The sequence below is a fragment of the Luteibacter sp. UNC138MFCol5.1 genome (assembly GCF_900110505.1).
Taxonomy (GTDB): Bacteria; Pseudomonadota; Gammaproteobacteria; order Xanthomonadales; family Rhodanobacteraceae; genus Luteibacter.
This window is the reverse complement of sequence record NZ_FODZ01000004.1, coordinates 392,892-406,946: the sequence shown is the minus strand read 5'-3', so window position 1 is coordinate 406,946 and position 14,055 is coordinate 392,892. Positions and strand designations below refer to the sequence as shown.

The following is a 14,055-nucleotide window of genomic DNA, read 5'->3' as shown; positions in this document are numbered from 1 at the left end:
CGGCGGTGTGCCGCCGTCCGGCCTTCTTCCGGAGGAGGAGACGATGGGACGCATTGCCGAAAAGGTATATACCGACCCGCGCGACGTGGCGCGCCTCGAACGCTTCGTCGGAGAACTCGCGATCAATGCCAGGGTACGGGTGCACACGAAGAGCGGCGTCGTCGAAGGCGTCGTCATGGTGACGCCGACGATCCAGGTGTTCCGCGACGCGGCCGACAACGAAGGCATCAACGGCACGGTGAAGCTGGAGGACGCGCGGCAGCCCGGCTGGAGCGGTCTCGTCTGGCTTGGCGACATCGAGCGGGTGGAGCACCTGGATTCGGTGACGATGGGCGCCACGCGGGCGTGACCTCCCGTGGCCGGGCCTGTGACGCGCCGGTCACGGCGGCGGCGGCAGGCTGTGCGGGAGGTGACCCCCATGATCCTGACGATGATGTTCCTGCTCGGTAGCAGTGCAGGTGTTCCGCAGAACCACGAGCCGCCCGCCACGGTGCAGGACGGTACGCGCCAGTCCGTCAACGGCGGCAAGCCGCAGACGGTGAAGGAGGATGCGCACTCGCGCGCGAAGGAACGCCGGGAGCACTGGAATGACGGCATGAATACGAAGCGCGCGCCGGATCCTCGCGAGCGCGACGAGTACGGTACGCCCAAGGTGACGCCGCCCAAGGGGCAGGGGACGGACAACGCGGGCGGACTGCCCCCCGCGGCGGATACGGCGAAGTCCCGGAAGTAACGCGCGGCGAAGCTTTCCGCCGCCTTACGCCTGTCATGTCATGCTTGGACGTTCATGCGCACGCACCGCGCGTCGGCGCGGCGGCGGGGAGGCCGGACCGCCGCGGTCCGGCCTGGATCGCGCGGAGCGCTTCAGGTCCCGTGGTCGACCGACACATAGGCGTCGTATTCCGCCTGGTTGATCTTGCCGTCGTGGTCGAGGTCAGCGTCGTCCCAATGGCTCTTCAGGCCCGCCAGACGCGGGTATTTCTTTTCAAGCGCCGGCGTGATGGCGTCTCGGTCCAGCATCTTGGGATCGGCCTTGTCCTTCTTCAGCGTCGCGAATGCCGGGTAATGCGCGTCCCCGTCGGCCATGACGACCTGGGTGAAGAACGCGGAGCCGGCGACGGCGATGGCCAGCAGCATGAACCGGTGTGACTTGGGCAGCATGGTGGTACTCCTTTTCGACGAGGAAAGCCGGCGCTGCCGGCGGGTTGGGCGCAAGCGCCTGACGCATCATGTGGCGCGCCACGGCCGGAATCTTGTTGAAACGAGGTGTGAAAACGACCCTTGCCCCGACCGCCGGCGTCGCGCCATCCTGTCGGAGCGGCCCGGTCCGCTCCAACAACGGGGGTGATGGATGTTCATGGAGATCGGTCAGGCGACGCTGGTCATCGTCGCCGCGTTGCTGCCGGTGGTGAATCCGCCGGGTTCGGCGCTCATGTCGCTGGGGGTCGTGCCCCATGCCGATGCCGCGGAGCGCGAGCGGCTCGCGCGCAATGTCGCGCTGAACAGCCTGCTGTTACTGCTCGGTTCCCTGCTGCTCGGAGCGTACGTCCTGTCGTTTTTCGGCGTTTCGATTCCCGTGCTGCGGGTGGCCGGCGGAATCGTCATCGCCGCGGCGGGATGGCGCATGCTCAACGGCCAGGACGACGACGATGACGAAACCGAGGTGCACCACCATCGCGGCGACCCGTCGTTCTATCCGCTGACGCTGCCTTTCACGGTCGGGCCGGGCTCGATCTCCGTGGCGATCGCGATCGGGACCGGATCGCCGCGGGAAGGTGCAGGATGGATCCACGTCATCGCCGCCGCGATCGCGCTCGCGGCGCTCACCGTCAGCATCTACCTGTGCATGCGCTACGCCGACCGGCTCAGCCAGAAACTCGGCGCCCAGCGCACCCAGGTGGTGCTTCAGCTGCTGGCGTTCGTGATCTTCTGCATCGGCATCCAGCTTTTCTGGGTCGGGCTGTCCGAACTGATCGGCCTTCATCCGGCCACGACGACGTGACGCCGGGGCTCAGAGGCGCGTGAAGACGCGGGAGTGTCCGCTCAGCCACAAGGCGATGTCCTGCAGCAGGTGCTGCGATGGGAACACGCGCCCGTAGCAGACCAGCCCGATCGCGAGCGTGCCGCCGAGGAGCGCGAGTCGCCATCCGGTCGCGCGATCGCGCGGAGGAACCGCATGGGTCATGCGCGCGACGAACCAGGCCGCGACGACGACGCTCAGCGCGCCGCCGAGCCATACCTCGGAAGGGCTGTGCACCTTGAGCGCGAGGCGCGACGCGCCGACCGCCACACCGAGCGACGCGCCGGCGGCGATCGCCCCGACGCGCGCCGCCAGCGGCATGCCCCGGGTGACGATCGCCGCGAGGGCGGTCCAGACCAGGATCGCCAGCGCCGTGTGACCGCTGAATCCCGTGTAGTCGATGCCGGGTGGCGCGACGTGCCACGCCATGAAGAGCAGCTTGGAAAGCGACACGCAGCCGCCGCAGGCGACGGCGGCCGCGATCCACCGCCAGCCGTCCCGACGCCATGGGGCCGCGGCCAGCTGGCACACGGCCATCCATGCGATCACGGGCAGCAGCAAGGCGCTGTCGCCGAAGGCGGTGATGGCGTGCCAGACGCTCATGCCGTGTCACCACCGGGATATCGTGCGGATGTCGTCATGCCCATCGTTTATCATCTGTCGATTACCGAGTATCGCAGCAGCCATGTTCGAACGGATACTGATCGTCTGCATCGGCAACATCTGCCGTAGCCCCGCCGCCGAGTACCTCCTGCGTCATCGCCTCGGCGACGGCCATCGCGCGACGGTGTCCAGCGCCGGCCTCGGCGCGATGACGGGCCATCCGATGGATCCGACGGCGCTCGACCTCCTTCGCGGGGAGGGAATCGATGGCGCGCCCCACCGTGCACGTCAGGTCGACGTTGCCATGCTTCGCCAGTCCGACCTCATCCTGGCGATGGAGAAGGCGCACGTCGCGACGATCCAGCGCATGGCGCCCGAGGTCAGCGGCAAGGTGTTCCTGCTCGACCGCTGGAACGAGGGGCGCGACATTCCCGATCCCTACCGCCAGCAGCGTCCCGCCTTCGAGCACGTGCACGGACTGATCGAACGCGGCGTGGCAAGCTGGCTCCGTTATCTTTAGGAGCGCGCCCTGCGCGCGACAGCTCCCTGGAGCAAGCGCCACAGGACCCGATGCTCCTCGCGAAAACATGTCGCGCGCAGGGCGCGCTCCTACGAGCCGTCACTCCGCGATCTTGCCGAGGTTCTTGTCGAAGAGATTGGTGTCCAGGTCGTTGGTGAGCGTGTAGAGGGTGTAGCGCTTGTTGAGGCGCGCGCCACCGTCGCGGATCAGGGGCTGCCAGAGGAGGGTCGCGCGGCTGCGCGAGGAGTGGGGGAGCAGGAGGTCGAACGGGACCGACACGTAGATGCCCTTGTCGAAGCTGCCTTCGCCGTAGCCGCGGCTGCCCGATTTGTTCGTGATCGTCGCGTACGCGCCCATGCGCGTGCCGTTGGAGAACTGGCGGGACACGTCGATGGTCGTGCCCCAGTCGCCCGCCAGATACCGGCCCACGCTGACCGCGAGCGTGACGTGCTGGAAGCCGGTATCGAGGTAGCCGGTGGCCTGCCCGGTGATCGTGTGATACCGGCGCAGAGAGAAGTCCTGTCGGAACCCGCGCTGCTTCACCCAGTTCAGGTCCGCGCCGATCGCCCAGCGCTCGCCGAAGGGACGGTAAAGCACTTCGCCGCCCGCGCCGGCGTACATGCTCTCCAGCATGCCCGCATACGCCAGGCCGTAGAGATCGCTGCCCAGTTTGCGCGTGCCGGTGAGCTGGAAGTTCGGCAGCGTGACGTCGGAGCTGGTCAGGTACTGGCGAAGGTTGGTGCGGACTCGCGGCAGGGCGCTCGGCGCGTCGTAGCGGAACTTGTCGTAGTTGTTGGCCAGGTTCACGGCCAGCACGCCATCGAGCCACAGGTTGCGACTGAAGTTGAACGTTCCCGACGCCGCGGCGTAGACCTGGTAGAGCACGAACGCGTCGGGACCGCCGACGTTCTGCTGGTAACCCAGTGCCACACCGCCGTTGAACCGCTTCAGGGGCGACAGGTAGAGCGTCTCCTCCTCGCGCGGCGTGATCGGGTTCTGCTCGACGCTGCGCCGGAAGTCCTGGAGGTCGAGGCGATGATCGAGCAGCTCGATGAAGCGCGGGCGGTGCACGCTCGTTTCCAGGGTGGCCAGACCATCGCGCTCGCTCGATACGGTGAGCCAGCCGATGCTGTCGTCCACGCGGTTGTCGACGATACGCGTCGCGCGGCCCACGCCCTCGGCCGAATAGAAGAAGCGCCGCTGCTCGCCGTGGATGACGAGTTCCTGCCCGCGGCGGCCGATACGGCTCACGTCGATGCCGGCGTTGCTGCTCAGCGCGCGTGCCATCTCGCCCCAGTCGACGTCCTTCGGCGCGCGCCTCGCAGGCTCCGCCGCCCCTGGCTGTGCGGCATCCACGGGCGTCGAGGTGAACGCCACCGCCTCCGGCTTCGGGTCGTTGACCTTCGGCGGGTCGACGTGCCGTGCGAGGTTCGAATGCAGGTTGATGGAGGCCGTGGCGATCTCGCCACGCTCGTAGCCGAGCGTGAGATCGACGTTGCGGTTGATCCGGAACACCGCGCCGAGATTCACGGGCCAGCGCTGCGGCTGGTTGTTGTTCTGCGGCTGGTGCCGGTAGTCGTTGCCGTCGAGCTCGGCCTTCAGGCGCAGCCACTCCCACGGCGAACGGTATTCGACGCCGCCGAAGAAGCCGGGACGCCCGCGGAGGAACTTGTTCGTGCTGAACTTGCCGGTGCCGGTGCCGCCGCTCGGGCGCACGTCGAATCGGTCGTCGAGGTAGCCGAGCGGATTACGGATGTCGCCGCGCGCGCCGATGTAGCCCCAGGCCAGGCCGAGACTGAAATCGAACGGGCCGGCGCGCTTGCTCGCCACGACGTATTCGCTCGAGAACAGGCCGGTACCGCCCACGTCGCGCGCGCCCACGGCGACGGCGGGAATCCACCGCGACTCCTGCCAGAGCCGCACCTTGGCATCGATCGACTTGTCCTTGTACGTCTGGCTGCCGCTGAGTGAGCGCGGACCGTAGAGCCGGTTGCTCACGTTGGTGTAGCGGAACGAGCCCTCCAGCCACGGGAGCGGCTGCATCGACACGTTGTAGTTCGTGTAAGGCGTCGTGCGACTGAGCACGAAGCTGAACTCGCCTTCTTGCGCCATGCGCGCGGTGGGGGTCTGCAACAGGCCCACGCCGCCGAAGTCGCTCTGCGTGTACGCATCCTGCGCACCGACCGCGGCGGCACCGCCTGCCCACAGCACGAGCCCGGCGCGACAGCAGCCGCGCCACCCGCCACGCGGGCGCCATCGCGGGAAACGCCTCAACGCCATCCGTCACCGTCCAGCAGCTGCGTGGCGATGAAATCGGCGACGTCGCGGTTGAAATCGTCCTCCGCCGCGCCGGCGATCCTGCGACGGTCGAACGGCACGTAGATCCACGCTCCCGGCGCGAGCGGGCGGGGATCGTCGCGGTTCCACAGCGCGATCTCCTGTTCGAACACGGCACCGTCGGGCTGGATCACGTAGATCGCATCGCGATCGGCTGCCGTCGATACGGGACAATCGGCAAGGTACCGCCGCGCGTCGCGCATCGGTACGTGCGGGACACGGCACGCCTGCGTCACCGCCCCCACGATCCGTACGTCGCCGGGACGGGGAGGGAAGACTAGCGTATCGCCCGCGTGCACGGGCCGGTCGTCCGCGGGCGAGACGGCGAGGCGCGCGGGGTCGAGCATGCTGCCGCTGCGGCGGTCCGTCACCGGCAGTGCCGAGAGCCAGGACTGGAACGCGGCGCTGCGCAGCGCGAGCTCGTCGTCACCTTCCGCCATGGCCTTGCGGTGGATCGCCCCGAGTTCGAAGAGCACGCCGGCCTTCAGGCGCACCTGGTCCGTATGCAACGCCGGTTGCAGCCACGCCGCGCCCAGCGCATAGGCGTCGGGCGAGACGCCCGACGCGTCGGTGACGTCGGAGAGCCGCGCGGTAGCGGGGTATGCCGCGGTGCCTGGGTGCGACACGGCACCGCGCGTCGAGACGTCGATCGTCTGCGCGGCCAGTGCCGGTACCATCGCGAGCATCGCGAGCACGAGGAACCCGGCGATCCTCATGGCGTCGCGACCCGGTAGGGGCGCAGCTGTGTCAGCTCCAGCGGAAGGCCGGGCGCGACGTACTGCCGGCTTTTCCAGATGAAGCCATCCGCGGGATCGATCCAGTAGCGGTTGTGCAGCGTCGTCCCCGCGTCGGTCAAGGTCAGGGTCTCGTCCACACGGCGCAGCGCGTGCACCGTTCCCAGGATGTCGACCTGCTCGATACCGCGCGGCTCGAGGTGGGAGTGCGCGACGAGGCCGTAGCGGTAGCCGGGCGTCCAGTCGAGGCGTCGCTGCGCGTCGCGCGGGCCCGCGAGCTTCTGCAGGCCCGCGTGGAAGGGATCGTCGCCGATGAACGTGGAGCTTTCCAGGTCTTGCGACAGGCCAACCGTCTTCACCACGAGGCCGTCGCGCGTGAACACGATGTCCTTGCCCGAGCCATACCAGCCGAGGCGGCCACCGTCCGTGCTGGCGAGGATCAGCACCGCTCCGCCGTCGGGGCCGTCGGCCTGCATCTGGTAGTACGGTGTCGAGGCGACGGACGCGGCGGTGGGGTGCACGGATTCACCATGCACGGCCAGCCGCACGGCCTCGAGGCTGCCGCGCGACACCGAGGAACAGCCCGCGAGTGCGAGCGTGGCCAGCACCAGAGCTCCGGACCAGCGCGCCTGCGCCGTGAGCGTCATCGACACCCGCCGCTCAGCGCTGCAACGAGCGGCCGCGCCCGATGCCGTAGTACGCGATGCCGGCTTCTTCGACGACCGCGGGATCGTACAGGTTTCGCCCATCGAAGATCGCCGGCGTGGCGAGCGTCGCGGCGATACGCGCGAAGTCGGGGCTGCGGAAGGCCTTCCATTCGGTCACCAGCACCAGGACGTCGGCGCCCTGCAGCACCTCGTACGCGCCGTCGCAGAGCACGAGGTCGTCGCGCTCGCCGTAGATGCGCGTCGCTTCCGCGCGCGCCTCCGGATCGAAAGCACGCACCTTCGCACCTGCCTGCCAGAGCGCTTCCATCAGTCGCCGGCTAGGCGCCTCGCGCATGTCGTCGGTGTTCGGCTTGAACGCGAGGCCCCACAGCGCGATCGTCTTGCCGGCTATGTCGCCGCCGAAGTGTCGCAACACCTGCTCGAAGAGCCGCGTCTTCTGGTCGCCGTTGACGGCTTCGACCGAGCCGAGCAGGCGCGCGTGATAGCCGCTGCCGCGCGCGATGCGCTCGAGGGCCTGCACGTCCTTGGGGAAGCACGAACCGCCGTAGCCGGCACCGGGGTAGATGAAGTGGTAACCGATGCGCGGATCCGAGCCGATGCCTTGCCGCACGAGCTCCACGTCGGCGCCCACGCGCTCGGCGATGTTCGCGATCTCGTTCATGAAGCTGATCTTCGTCGCGAGCATCGCGTTCGCCGCGTACTTGGTGAGCTCCGCCGAACGTTCGTCCATCACGACCATGCGATCGTGGTTGCGGTTGAAGGGGGCGTAGAGCTTGCGCAGGATCGCCACCGCACGCTCGCTGGACGCTCCGACCACGACGCGGTCGGGACGCAGGCAGTCCTCGACGGCGTCGCCTTCCTTCAGGAATTCCGGGTTCGACACCACGTCGAACTCCACCTCCGCGCCGCGCCCGCGGAGCACGTCGCCGATCGCCTCGCGGACACGGTCGGCGGTGCCGACGGGTACCGTCGACTTGTTCACCACCACCGCGTAACGGTCGAGGTGTTCGCCGATGGTGCGCGCCACGCTCAGCACGTACTTCATGTCGGCGCTGCCGTCCTCGTCCGGCGGCGTTCCCACCGCGATGAAGATGACGTCGCCATGCGCGATGGCCGGTGCCGGATCGGTGGTGAAGTCGAGCCGTCCCGACGCGTGGTTCCGCTTGACGATGGGCTCGAGGCCCGGTTCGTAGATGGGGATCACCCCCTTGCGCAGGCCGTCCACCTTGGCCTGGTCCACGTCCACGCATACGACGTGGTTGCCCATTTCCGCGAGGCAGGCGCCCGTGACCAATCCCACGTAGCCGGTGCCGAAGATAGTGACCTTCATCTGTGTCGCCTGTCGATTTGGAAGAACGGAAGAGGAGCGCGCGCTTACAGCTGGCGATCGCGGTCCAGGTTGTACTGTGCGTTCGCGGCGTTGCTGATCAGCCCGGACAAGGGCAGCAACTGGCTGATGAAGCGGTTCCAGCGCGTGATGCCCGCGGGCCCGACGAAGACGACGTCGCCCGGCTTCACGGCGAACTGCGCCGCCACGGCGAACGCGGACGGCGACGTGTTGTCGAGCTGGTAGATCGTGGCCGGCGCCTTCTCCATGTCCTCCACGCCGCGGATCACATAGACCGACTTGCCGCTGGCACTGGTCTGATTGAGACCGCCGGCGCGGCCGAGCGCCTGGGTCAGGCTGAGGTCGCTGGTCTTGAACGCGATCGCCTGGGGACGCAACACCTCGCCGATCACGTACGCCTCGTGGCGATCGTTGTACGGCAGGTAGATGCTGTCGCCGCCCTTGAGATAGATGTCCTGCGTGCCCTGCGGCGAATGCGAGAGGGCGTCGAGGTCGAGGTGGTATTCGTGGTTGTCGCGGCGCAGTGTCACATCGGACAGATCGGCGAGCTGCGCGTTGATACCGGCCGTGCCGACCGCCTGCGCGAGCGTCAGCGGCGTCACGGTGATGTCCTGCGGGTCGGTTTTCACGAAGGCGCCGCCGAGCGTCACCTTCTGGCTCGCGAAGTTGACCACGCTGATGTCGACCTGCGGCTTCTCGATGTACTTCGTGAGCCGGTCGGTGATGGCCACGCGCAGTTCCTCCACGCTGAGCCCCGCTGCATGGAGCAGGCCGACGTAGGGATAGAAAAGCGTGCCGTCGGGGCGCACGAGGCGCCCGTTGGCCGCCGTCTGCTGCTGCGAACCCGCCGGCGAGGTGAGTTCCGGATGCTCCCAGACGGTGATGTAGAGCGAATCGCCGGGACCGATGCGGTATTCATCGGGCCGGTACGAGGTGAGCACGGGGTCGACAGTAGGCGTCGACGCGGTGGCACGGTCCATCGCGATCAGCTTAGGGGTGATCGGAACGAGCTGGTAGCGGCTTCCGGTGGCGCTCTCCCTGTCGTTCAGCTCGGCGCGTTTCATGTGCTGGCCGGGTGCGAGGATGCATGCTTGCAACAAAAGACAGCACCCGGCCAGACCGAGGGTCGGCAGGAACTTCATCGTGTACGGGATCCTTCAGTCGAGGCGCCGTGTGGCTCGGGGGCCAGCGACGTACTTAAACCGATCGTGCATTAATGGCTTGGGAACATGCGTGGACATCTAGACGTCCAGACGCCGATATACGATGTCTTCAGTGGGTTCCGCCCGTCCCGCCGGTGCCGCCGGTCCCACCCGTTCCTCCCGTGCCTCCGGTACCGCCGGTGCCGTCGTTACCGGTGCCATTGGTGTCGTTCGCCGTCGCGCCGGCCGCCGCCGCGACGGCCGCCGTGCCTGGTGCGACGCGGGCCGGCGTGAGCGCGCCCTGTGCGGCCTGACGGGCCTGCCGCGGCGTCGCGACGCGCGGGGCGTTCGTGTTTTCGGGGTTTTCCGATGCGGCGGCGTTCTGTCCCGCGGCACGTTGTGACTGGGCGATCGCGGGAACGGCGACGGCAAGAATGGCGCATGCGATGAGTAGACGTCTCACGGGCGTGTTCTCCTGTGGAGTGGGGCGAAGCGCGATGACGGTGCGCGAAGGTGAATGCGTCGCGACGTGCGTGTCGCATGGGACATTCACCGTCATACATAGCGCGACGGTCAAGGCAAACAGCTGAACGTGAGAGCCAGAAGACTCTTTTTGTGACACGACTCGCAAAAAGCCGGAGCGTGGATTGCCCCGTTTTTCCCCGCGATGCAGCATGGATCGTCGCTGTGGAATCTTGCGATCGTAAAAGCCTGTGTCCGTCGCTCTCGCGGACGCGGTCGAAAGCGTGTTGGACCGAAGTACGTCCGATGGATCGGACGGAAACGGCTCCACAGGGGGCACGTACCTAGGCCTGCCGGTTTCGCCGGCACATCTCGCTCACGCGGAAGGTACCTGTCATGCAGTTGTCCAGATTCAATGCTTTATTGGACCTCGAGCTCCGTGCCAGCGATCCGCTGGGGATGATCGCGGCCGCTTATCTCGCCTATCTGATCCGCTTCGACACGCTGCGGATGAGCAGCCTTTACGCGGTGGCGCTCGTGATCCTGGTGCTGGCGTCGCTCACGGCATCCGTCGCCTTCCGCGCCTACGAAAAGCCGTTAGGCGAGCATTCATTTAGCCAGTATTTGCGCATCGCAGCATCGTGGTCGGTCGGTTTCGCGACGCTGATCGCACTGGGTTATCTGCTCAAGGTCAGCGACCTCTTCTCGCGTGGATGGGTATCGCTCACCTTCTTCCTTGGCCTCGCCTTCATGGCGGTGGTGCGCCAGGCGGCGGTGCTCACCCTTTGGTATCTGCGCCGTCGCGGCATCGGCATGCATCGCTGCCTGCTGATCGGTGCGACCGACTCGGGCATCCATCTCGCTCGCCAGGCCGCGGCGAATCCTGGCCATGGGATGCGCATCACGTCCTACGTCCGCACGGCCTGCGACACGGGTGTACCCCATGGCGTCCCCCTCGCGGGCTCGCTGCAGAACCTCGACGAGATCCTGGACCGCGGGGAATGGGACCAGGTGCTGGTCGCCTTGCCCGTCAGCGCGCATCGTGCGATCAGCTACGTACTCGACCGCATGGACGAGCGCGTGACGGCGGTGAAGTTCGTGCCCGACATGCTGGGTCGCCAGCTCATCAACCATCGCATGGAAGATTGCGGCGGCGTCCCCGTCGTGACGTTGCGCGAGAGTCCTCTCCACGGGCATGCCTGGATACTCAAGGCCATCGAGGACCGTGTGATCGCCGGCATCATCCTCCTGATGATCAGCCCGGTCATGGTCGCCCTTGCCATTGGCGTGAAGCTGTCCAGCCCGGGGCCGATCCTTTACCGCCAGCGGCGCGTCGGCCTCGACGGCAAAGAATTCGAGATGCTGAAGTTCCGTTCGATGCCCGTGGATGTGGAGAAGGGCGGCGCGGTGCAGTGGGGCAACGCCACGAACAAGACCAATACGCGCTTCGGCAAGTTCATCCGCGGCACGAGCCTCGATGAGCTTCCGCAGTTCCTGAACGTCCTGCGCGGCGACATGTCGATCGTCGGCCCGCGTCCGGAGCGTCCGATGTTCGTCGAGAAGTTCAAGGGCGAGATCGCCGGCTACATGCACAAGCACCTGGTCAAGGCGGGCATCACCGGATGGGCGCAGATCAACGGCTGGCGTGGCGACACCGATCTGGTCAAGCGCATCGAGTACGACCTGTACTACATCAACAACTGGTCGCTCGCGTTCGACCTGCGGATCATCTTCCTGACCATCTTCAAGGGTTTCGTGCATACCGAGGCGCCCGCTGCCGCACCGCTCAAGCCGGTGGCGCAGGCGGCCTCGGGTGCGGCCAGCGCGAGCGAGGAGTCCGCCTGACAGACGAAAAAAAGGACCGCCTGGCAGGGCGGCGATCCCACTTTCCCGTGTTACGAGGTATCGATTGAAGTTTCTCATCTGTGGCGGTGCGGGCTATGTGGGTTCGCACATGGTGCGATACCTGATTCAGGCTGGACACGAAGTCGTCGTCTTCGACGATCTGTCGACGGGACACCGGGAAGCGGTGCCCGACGACGTGCCGTTCGTTCACGGCGACATCGGCGACGCGGTCACGCTCTGGCGCCTCTTCGCGACGCATCGCTTCGACGCCGTGATGCACTTCTGCGCCCGATCGCTGGTCGGCGAGTCGGTGGTGGACCCCTACCAGTACTACCGGAACAACGTCGGCAACACGCTCGTTCTGCTCGCCGCGATGCGCGAGGTGAAGATCGACAAGCTGGTGTTCTCGTCCACGGCGGCGGTGTTCGGCCACCCGAGGTCCGACGCGATCGACGAGACGCATCCGACCGATCCGATCAATCCGTACGGCCAGAGCAAGCTCATGATCGAGCGCGTGCTCGCGGACGCGTACAAGGCCTATGGGCTCAGCTCGGTGGCGCTGCGCTACTTCAACGCCGCCGGCGCCGACCCGTCGGCGACGATCGGCGAGGCGCACAACCCCGAGACGCACCTGATTCCGAACCTGCTCAAGGCGGTTCTCGGACACGGGCCGGGGCTGAAGGTATTCGGCGACGATTACGACACGCGCGACGGCACCTGCGTCCGCGACTACGTGCACGTGAACGACCTCGCCTCGGCGCATCTGCTGGCCGTGGAGTACCTCGACGAGAATCCCGGCGCGTACACGTTCAACCTGGGCAACGGCGAAGGCTTCAGCGTTCGCGAGGTGATCGCCGCCGCCGCGCGCGTCACGTCGCGGCCGGTGCCGCACGAGTTCGCCGAGCGGCGGCCGGGCGACCCGGCCACGCTCGTCGCCTCCAGCGCCCGGGCTCGCGAGACGCTCGGCTGGAAACCGCACGTCGCGTTGCTCGACGACATCCTCGCCAGCGCCTGGCACTGGCACCTGCAGCCGCGTTATTGACCGTGCAGGCCGCGCCGAAGGTCCAGCTCGACTACATCGACGCCCTGCGCGGCGTCGCGATCGTCGGCGTGCTGGTGAGCCACGCGCAGCGCAACGTCGAGATCTACCAGGCGATGGGGCGTGACGCGGCGCTGTCGCCGTGGCTCAGCCGTTACGCGGAGCAGGGCGCGCGTGGCGTTCAGCTGTTCTTCGTGATCAGCGCGTTGACGCTGTTCCTCTCCGCGCGCAAGCGTTCGGGAGAGTCCGAGCCCTGGCTCAATTTCTATATCCGGCGCGTGTTCCGCATCGCGCCCATGTTCTACCTCGCGTTCGCCGCGTATTGCCTGGCGCCGGTGATCCTCAAGGGGCACGCGCTCCCCGGGATCGGCACCGTGCTGGGGACGCTGACGTTCACCAACGGGTGGAACCCCGCCTGGCTCCTGGGCGCCAACGATGTCGTCCCGGGAGGCTGGTCGATCGGCGTGGAGATGTCGTTCTACATCGTCTTCCCATTGGTGTTCCTCGCCTTGCGTTCGTTCCGGGCGGCGTGGATGGCGTTGCTGATCGTCCTCGCGATCGACCTCGTGGCGTGGGAGCCGTTGCTCGCGCATCCGCCCATCGACGACACGGACCTGTGGGCCCGCTATGCGTTCGTGTGGTTGCCGAACCAGCTGCCGATCTTCCTGTTCGGGATCTGCGCGTATTTCGTGCTCTTCGACCGGGCGGGTAGGCTGACCGCGTTCTTCCATGGCGGAAGCCGCGCGGCCAACGCGGCGTGGTTCGCGGTCGCCGCGGCGGCGCTGCTCGTCGTCCCGCAGTGGACGGACGATCCGCGCGCGGTGTTCGCCTATGGAGCGGCCTTCGCGCTGATCGCGCTCTGCCTGCACCGTTCGCCGTACCGCTGGCTGGTGAATGCGCCCCTGCGCCACATCGGCAAGATCAGCTTCAGCGGGTACCTCGTCCACTTCTTCATGCTGCAGGTGGCGCGCAAGCTGCTGGCAGCGGTCCATGCCGGCGACAGGCTCTCGCCGGATGCCTACTTCCTCGCGACGGTCGTCATCGCGCTGGCGGGGACGGTGGTTCTCGCGACGCTGACCTACCGATTCGTCGAGGTGCCGGGGCAGGCGATGGGCAAACGGATCATCCAGTCGCTTAAGGCACGGACGGTTGCCGCGACGACGTGAGTCGGAGTCGGGGCCCGTCGTCTAGGCGCACGCCGGGTATCGGTCAGCCTCTACGCGGCTGGTGTACCGGCGGCTTCGCCGCGACCGCCGGCGAAAACCGATCGCCTCGCCGTGGACCCCGGCGTACGCCGGGGTGACGGTGTGCGCTCATGTCGTCCGGACGTACGTCGT

General features: G+C 67.3%; 15 protein-coding genes. 7 read left to right on the top strand and 8 right to left on the bottom strand.

The window, feature by feature from the left end:
- The first annotated feature begins 43 nt into the window (after positions 1-43).
- Both BMY69_RS13950 and BMY69_RS13945 read left to right on the top strand, forming a co-directional pair.
- A complete protein-coding gene (locus BMY69_RS13950) occupies positions 44-349 on the top strand; it encodes a DUF3247 family protein (RefSeq protein WP_090179289.1) in 306 nt (101 codons plus the stop codon).
- Between the two features lie 69 nt (positions 350-418).
- A complete protein-coding gene (locus tag BMY69_RS13945; protein WP_090179286.1) occupies positions 419-733 on the top strand; it encodes a hypothetical protein in 315 nt (104 codons plus the stop codon).
- A gap of 131 nt (positions 734-864) precedes the next feature.
- Here the strand turns inward: BMY69_RS13945 and BMY69_RS13940 are convergent, their stop codons facing one another.
- A complete protein-coding gene (locus tag BMY69_RS13940) occupies positions 865-1,161 on the bottom strand; it encodes a hypothetical protein (RefSeq protein ID WP_090053572.1) in 297 nt (98 codons plus the stop codon).
- A gap of 196 nt (positions 1,162-1,357) precedes the next feature.
- Between BMY69_RS13940 and BMY69_RS13935 the strand changes: the two genes are divergently transcribed.
- Positions 1,358-2,002, top strand: a complete 645-nt coding sequence (locus tag BMY69_RS13935; protein ID WP_255364558.1) for a MarC family protein — start codon at positions 1,358-1,360, stop codon at positions 2,000-2,002.
- A gap of 9 nt (positions 2,003-2,011) precedes the next feature.
- On the opposite strand, the gene BMY69_RS13930 is transcribed toward BMY69_RS13935, so the two are convergent.
- The gene (locus BMY69_RS13930) at positions 2,012-2,623 is read right to left on the bottom strand and encodes a phosphatase PAP2 family protein (protein ID WP_090179281.1); all 612 of its coding nucleotides are present in this window, start codon (positions 2,621-2,623) and stop codon (positions 2,012-2,014) included.
- 82 nt (positions 2,624-2,705) lie between these two features.
- Between BMY69_RS13930 and BMY69_RS13925 the strand changes: the two genes are divergently transcribed.
- Positions 2,706-3,143 (top strand): low molecular weight protein-tyrosine-phosphatase, encoded by a 438-nt coding sequence (locus BMY69_RS13925; RefSeq protein WP_090179279.1) that lies wholly within the window; start codon positions 2,706-2,708, stop codon positions 3,141-3,143.
- A gap of 99 nt (positions 3,144-3,242) precedes the next feature.
- Here the strand turns inward: BMY69_RS13925 and BMY69_RS13920 are convergent, their stop codons facing one another.
- The 6 genes from BMY69_RS13920 to BMY69_RS19370 all read right to left on the bottom strand — a co-directional run bounded on the left by BMY69_RS13920 (position 3,243) and on the right by BMY69_RS19370 (position 9,835).
- Positions 3,243-5,417 (bottom strand): YjbH domain-containing protein, encoded by a 2,175-nt coding sequence (locus BMY69_RS13920; RefSeq protein WP_255364557.1) that lies wholly within the window; start codon positions 5,415-5,417, stop codon positions 3,243-3,245.
- Positions 5,414-6,196: a capsule biosynthesis GfcC family protein gene (locus tag BMY69_RS13915; RefSeq protein WP_090179275.1), complete on the bottom strand. Its 783-nt coding sequence runs from the start codon at positions 6,194-6,196 to the stop codon at positions 5,414-5,416. Before BMY69_RS13915 ends, BMY69_RS13920 begins: the two co-directional genes overlap by 4 nt.
- Positions 6,193-6,861 carry a YjbF family lipoprotein gene (locus BMY69_RS13910; protein ID WP_255364556.1) on the bottom strand — a complete coding sequence of 223 codons (669 nt, stop codon included), beginning with the start codon at positions 6,859-6,861 and terminating at the stop codon, positions 6,193-6,195. Before BMY69_RS13910 ends, BMY69_RS13915 begins: the two co-directional genes overlap by 4 nt.
- Positions 6,862-6,874: 13 nt before the next feature.
- The gene (locus tag BMY69_RS13905; RefSeq protein ID WP_090179270.1) at positions 6,875-8,212 is read right to left on the bottom strand and encodes a UDP-glucose dehydrogenase family protein; all 1,338 of its coding nucleotides are present in this window, start codon (positions 8,210-8,212) and stop codon (positions 6,875-6,877) included.
- 44 nt (positions 8,213-8,256) lie between these two features.
- Positions 8,257-9,372, bottom strand: coding sequence for a polysaccharide biosynthesis/export family protein (locus BMY69_RS13900; protein ID WP_254779078.1), 1,116 nt, complete (start codon positions 9,370-9,372; stop codon positions 8,257-8,259).
- 130 nt (positions 9,373-9,502) lie between these two features.
- Positions 9,503-9,835 carry a hypothetical protein gene (locus BMY69_RS19370; RefSeq protein WP_139206039.1) on the bottom strand — a complete coding sequence of 111 codons (333 nt, stop codon included), beginning with the start codon at positions 9,833-9,835 and terminating at the stop codon, positions 9,503-9,505.
- A gap of 395 nt (positions 9,836-10,230) precedes the next feature.
- On the opposite strand from BMY69_RS19370, the gene BMY69_RS13890 reads away from it, so the two are divergent.
- From BMY69_RS13890 to BMY69_RS13880, 3 genes are all read left to right on the top strand, one after another.
- Positions 10,231-11,679, top strand: a complete 1,449-nt coding sequence (locus BMY69_RS13890) for an undecaprenyl-phosphate glucose phosphotransferase (protein ID WP_090179265.1) — start codon at positions 10,231-10,233, stop codon at positions 11,677-11,679.
- 64 nt (positions 11,680-11,743) lie between these two features.
- Positions 11,744-12,721 carry a UDP-glucose 4-epimerase GalE gene (gene galE, locus BMY69_RS13885; RefSeq protein WP_090053556.1) on the top strand — a complete coding sequence of 326 codons (978 nt, stop codon included), beginning with the start codon at positions 11,744-11,746 and terminating at the stop codon, positions 12,719-12,721.
- A 2-nt stretch (positions 12,722-12,723) separates the two neighbouring features.
- Positions 12,724-13,884: an acyltransferase family protein gene (locus tag BMY69_RS13880; protein ID WP_255364566.1), complete on the top strand. Its 1,161-nt coding sequence runs from the start codon at positions 12,724-12,726 to the stop codon at positions 13,882-13,884.
- The last annotated feature ends 171 nt before the right edge of the window (positions 13,885-14,055 follow it).

Excerpts from the sequence above, each read along its gene's own strand:
- BMY69_RS13915 (WP_090179275.1), bottom strand. The coding sequence starts at position 6,196 with ATGAGGATCGCCGGGTTCCTCGTGCTCGCGATGCTCGCGATGGTACCG.
- BMY69_RS13890 (WP_090179265.1), top strand. The coding sequence starts at position 10,231 with ATGCAGTTGTCCAGATTCAATGCTTTATTGGACCTCGAGCTCCGTGCC.
- BMY69_RS13910 (WP_255364556.1), bottom strand. The coding sequence starts at position 6,861 with ATGACGCTCACGGCGCAGGCGCGCTGGTCCGGAGCTCTGGTGCTGGCC.
- BMY69_RS13945 (WP_090179286.1), top strand. The coding sequence starts at position 419 with ATGATCCTGACGATGATGTTCCTGCTCGGTAGCAGTGCAGGTGTTCCG.
- BMY69_RS13950 (WP_090179289.1), top strand. The coding sequence starts at position 44 with ATGGGACGCATTGCCGAAAAGGTATATACCGACCCGCGCGACGTGGCG.
- BMY69_RS13935 (WP_255364558.1), top strand. The coding sequence starts at position 1,358 with ATGGAGATCGGTCAGGCGACGCTGGTCATCGTCGCCGCGTTGCTGCCG.
- BMY69_RS13930 (WP_090179281.1), bottom strand. The coding sequence starts at position 2,623 with ATGAGCGTCTGGCACGCCATCACCGCCTTCGGCGACAGCGCCTTGCTG.
- BMY69_RS13940 (WP_090053572.1), bottom strand. The coding sequence starts at position 1,161 with ATGCTGCCCAAGTCACACCGGTTCATGCTGCTGGCCATCGCCGTCGCC.
- BMY69_RS13900 (WP_254779078.1), bottom strand. The coding sequence starts at position 9,372 with ATGAAGTTCCTGCCGACCCTCGGTCTGGCCGGGTGCTGTCTTTTGTTG.
- BMY69_RS13925 (WP_090179279.1), top strand. The coding sequence starts at position 2,706 with ATGTTCGAACGGATACTGATCGTCTGCATCGGCAACATCTGCCGTAGC.
- BMY69_RS13905 (WP_090179270.1), bottom strand. The coding sequence starts at position 8,212 with ATGAAGGTCACTATCTTCGGCACCGGCTACGTGGGATTGGTCACGGGC.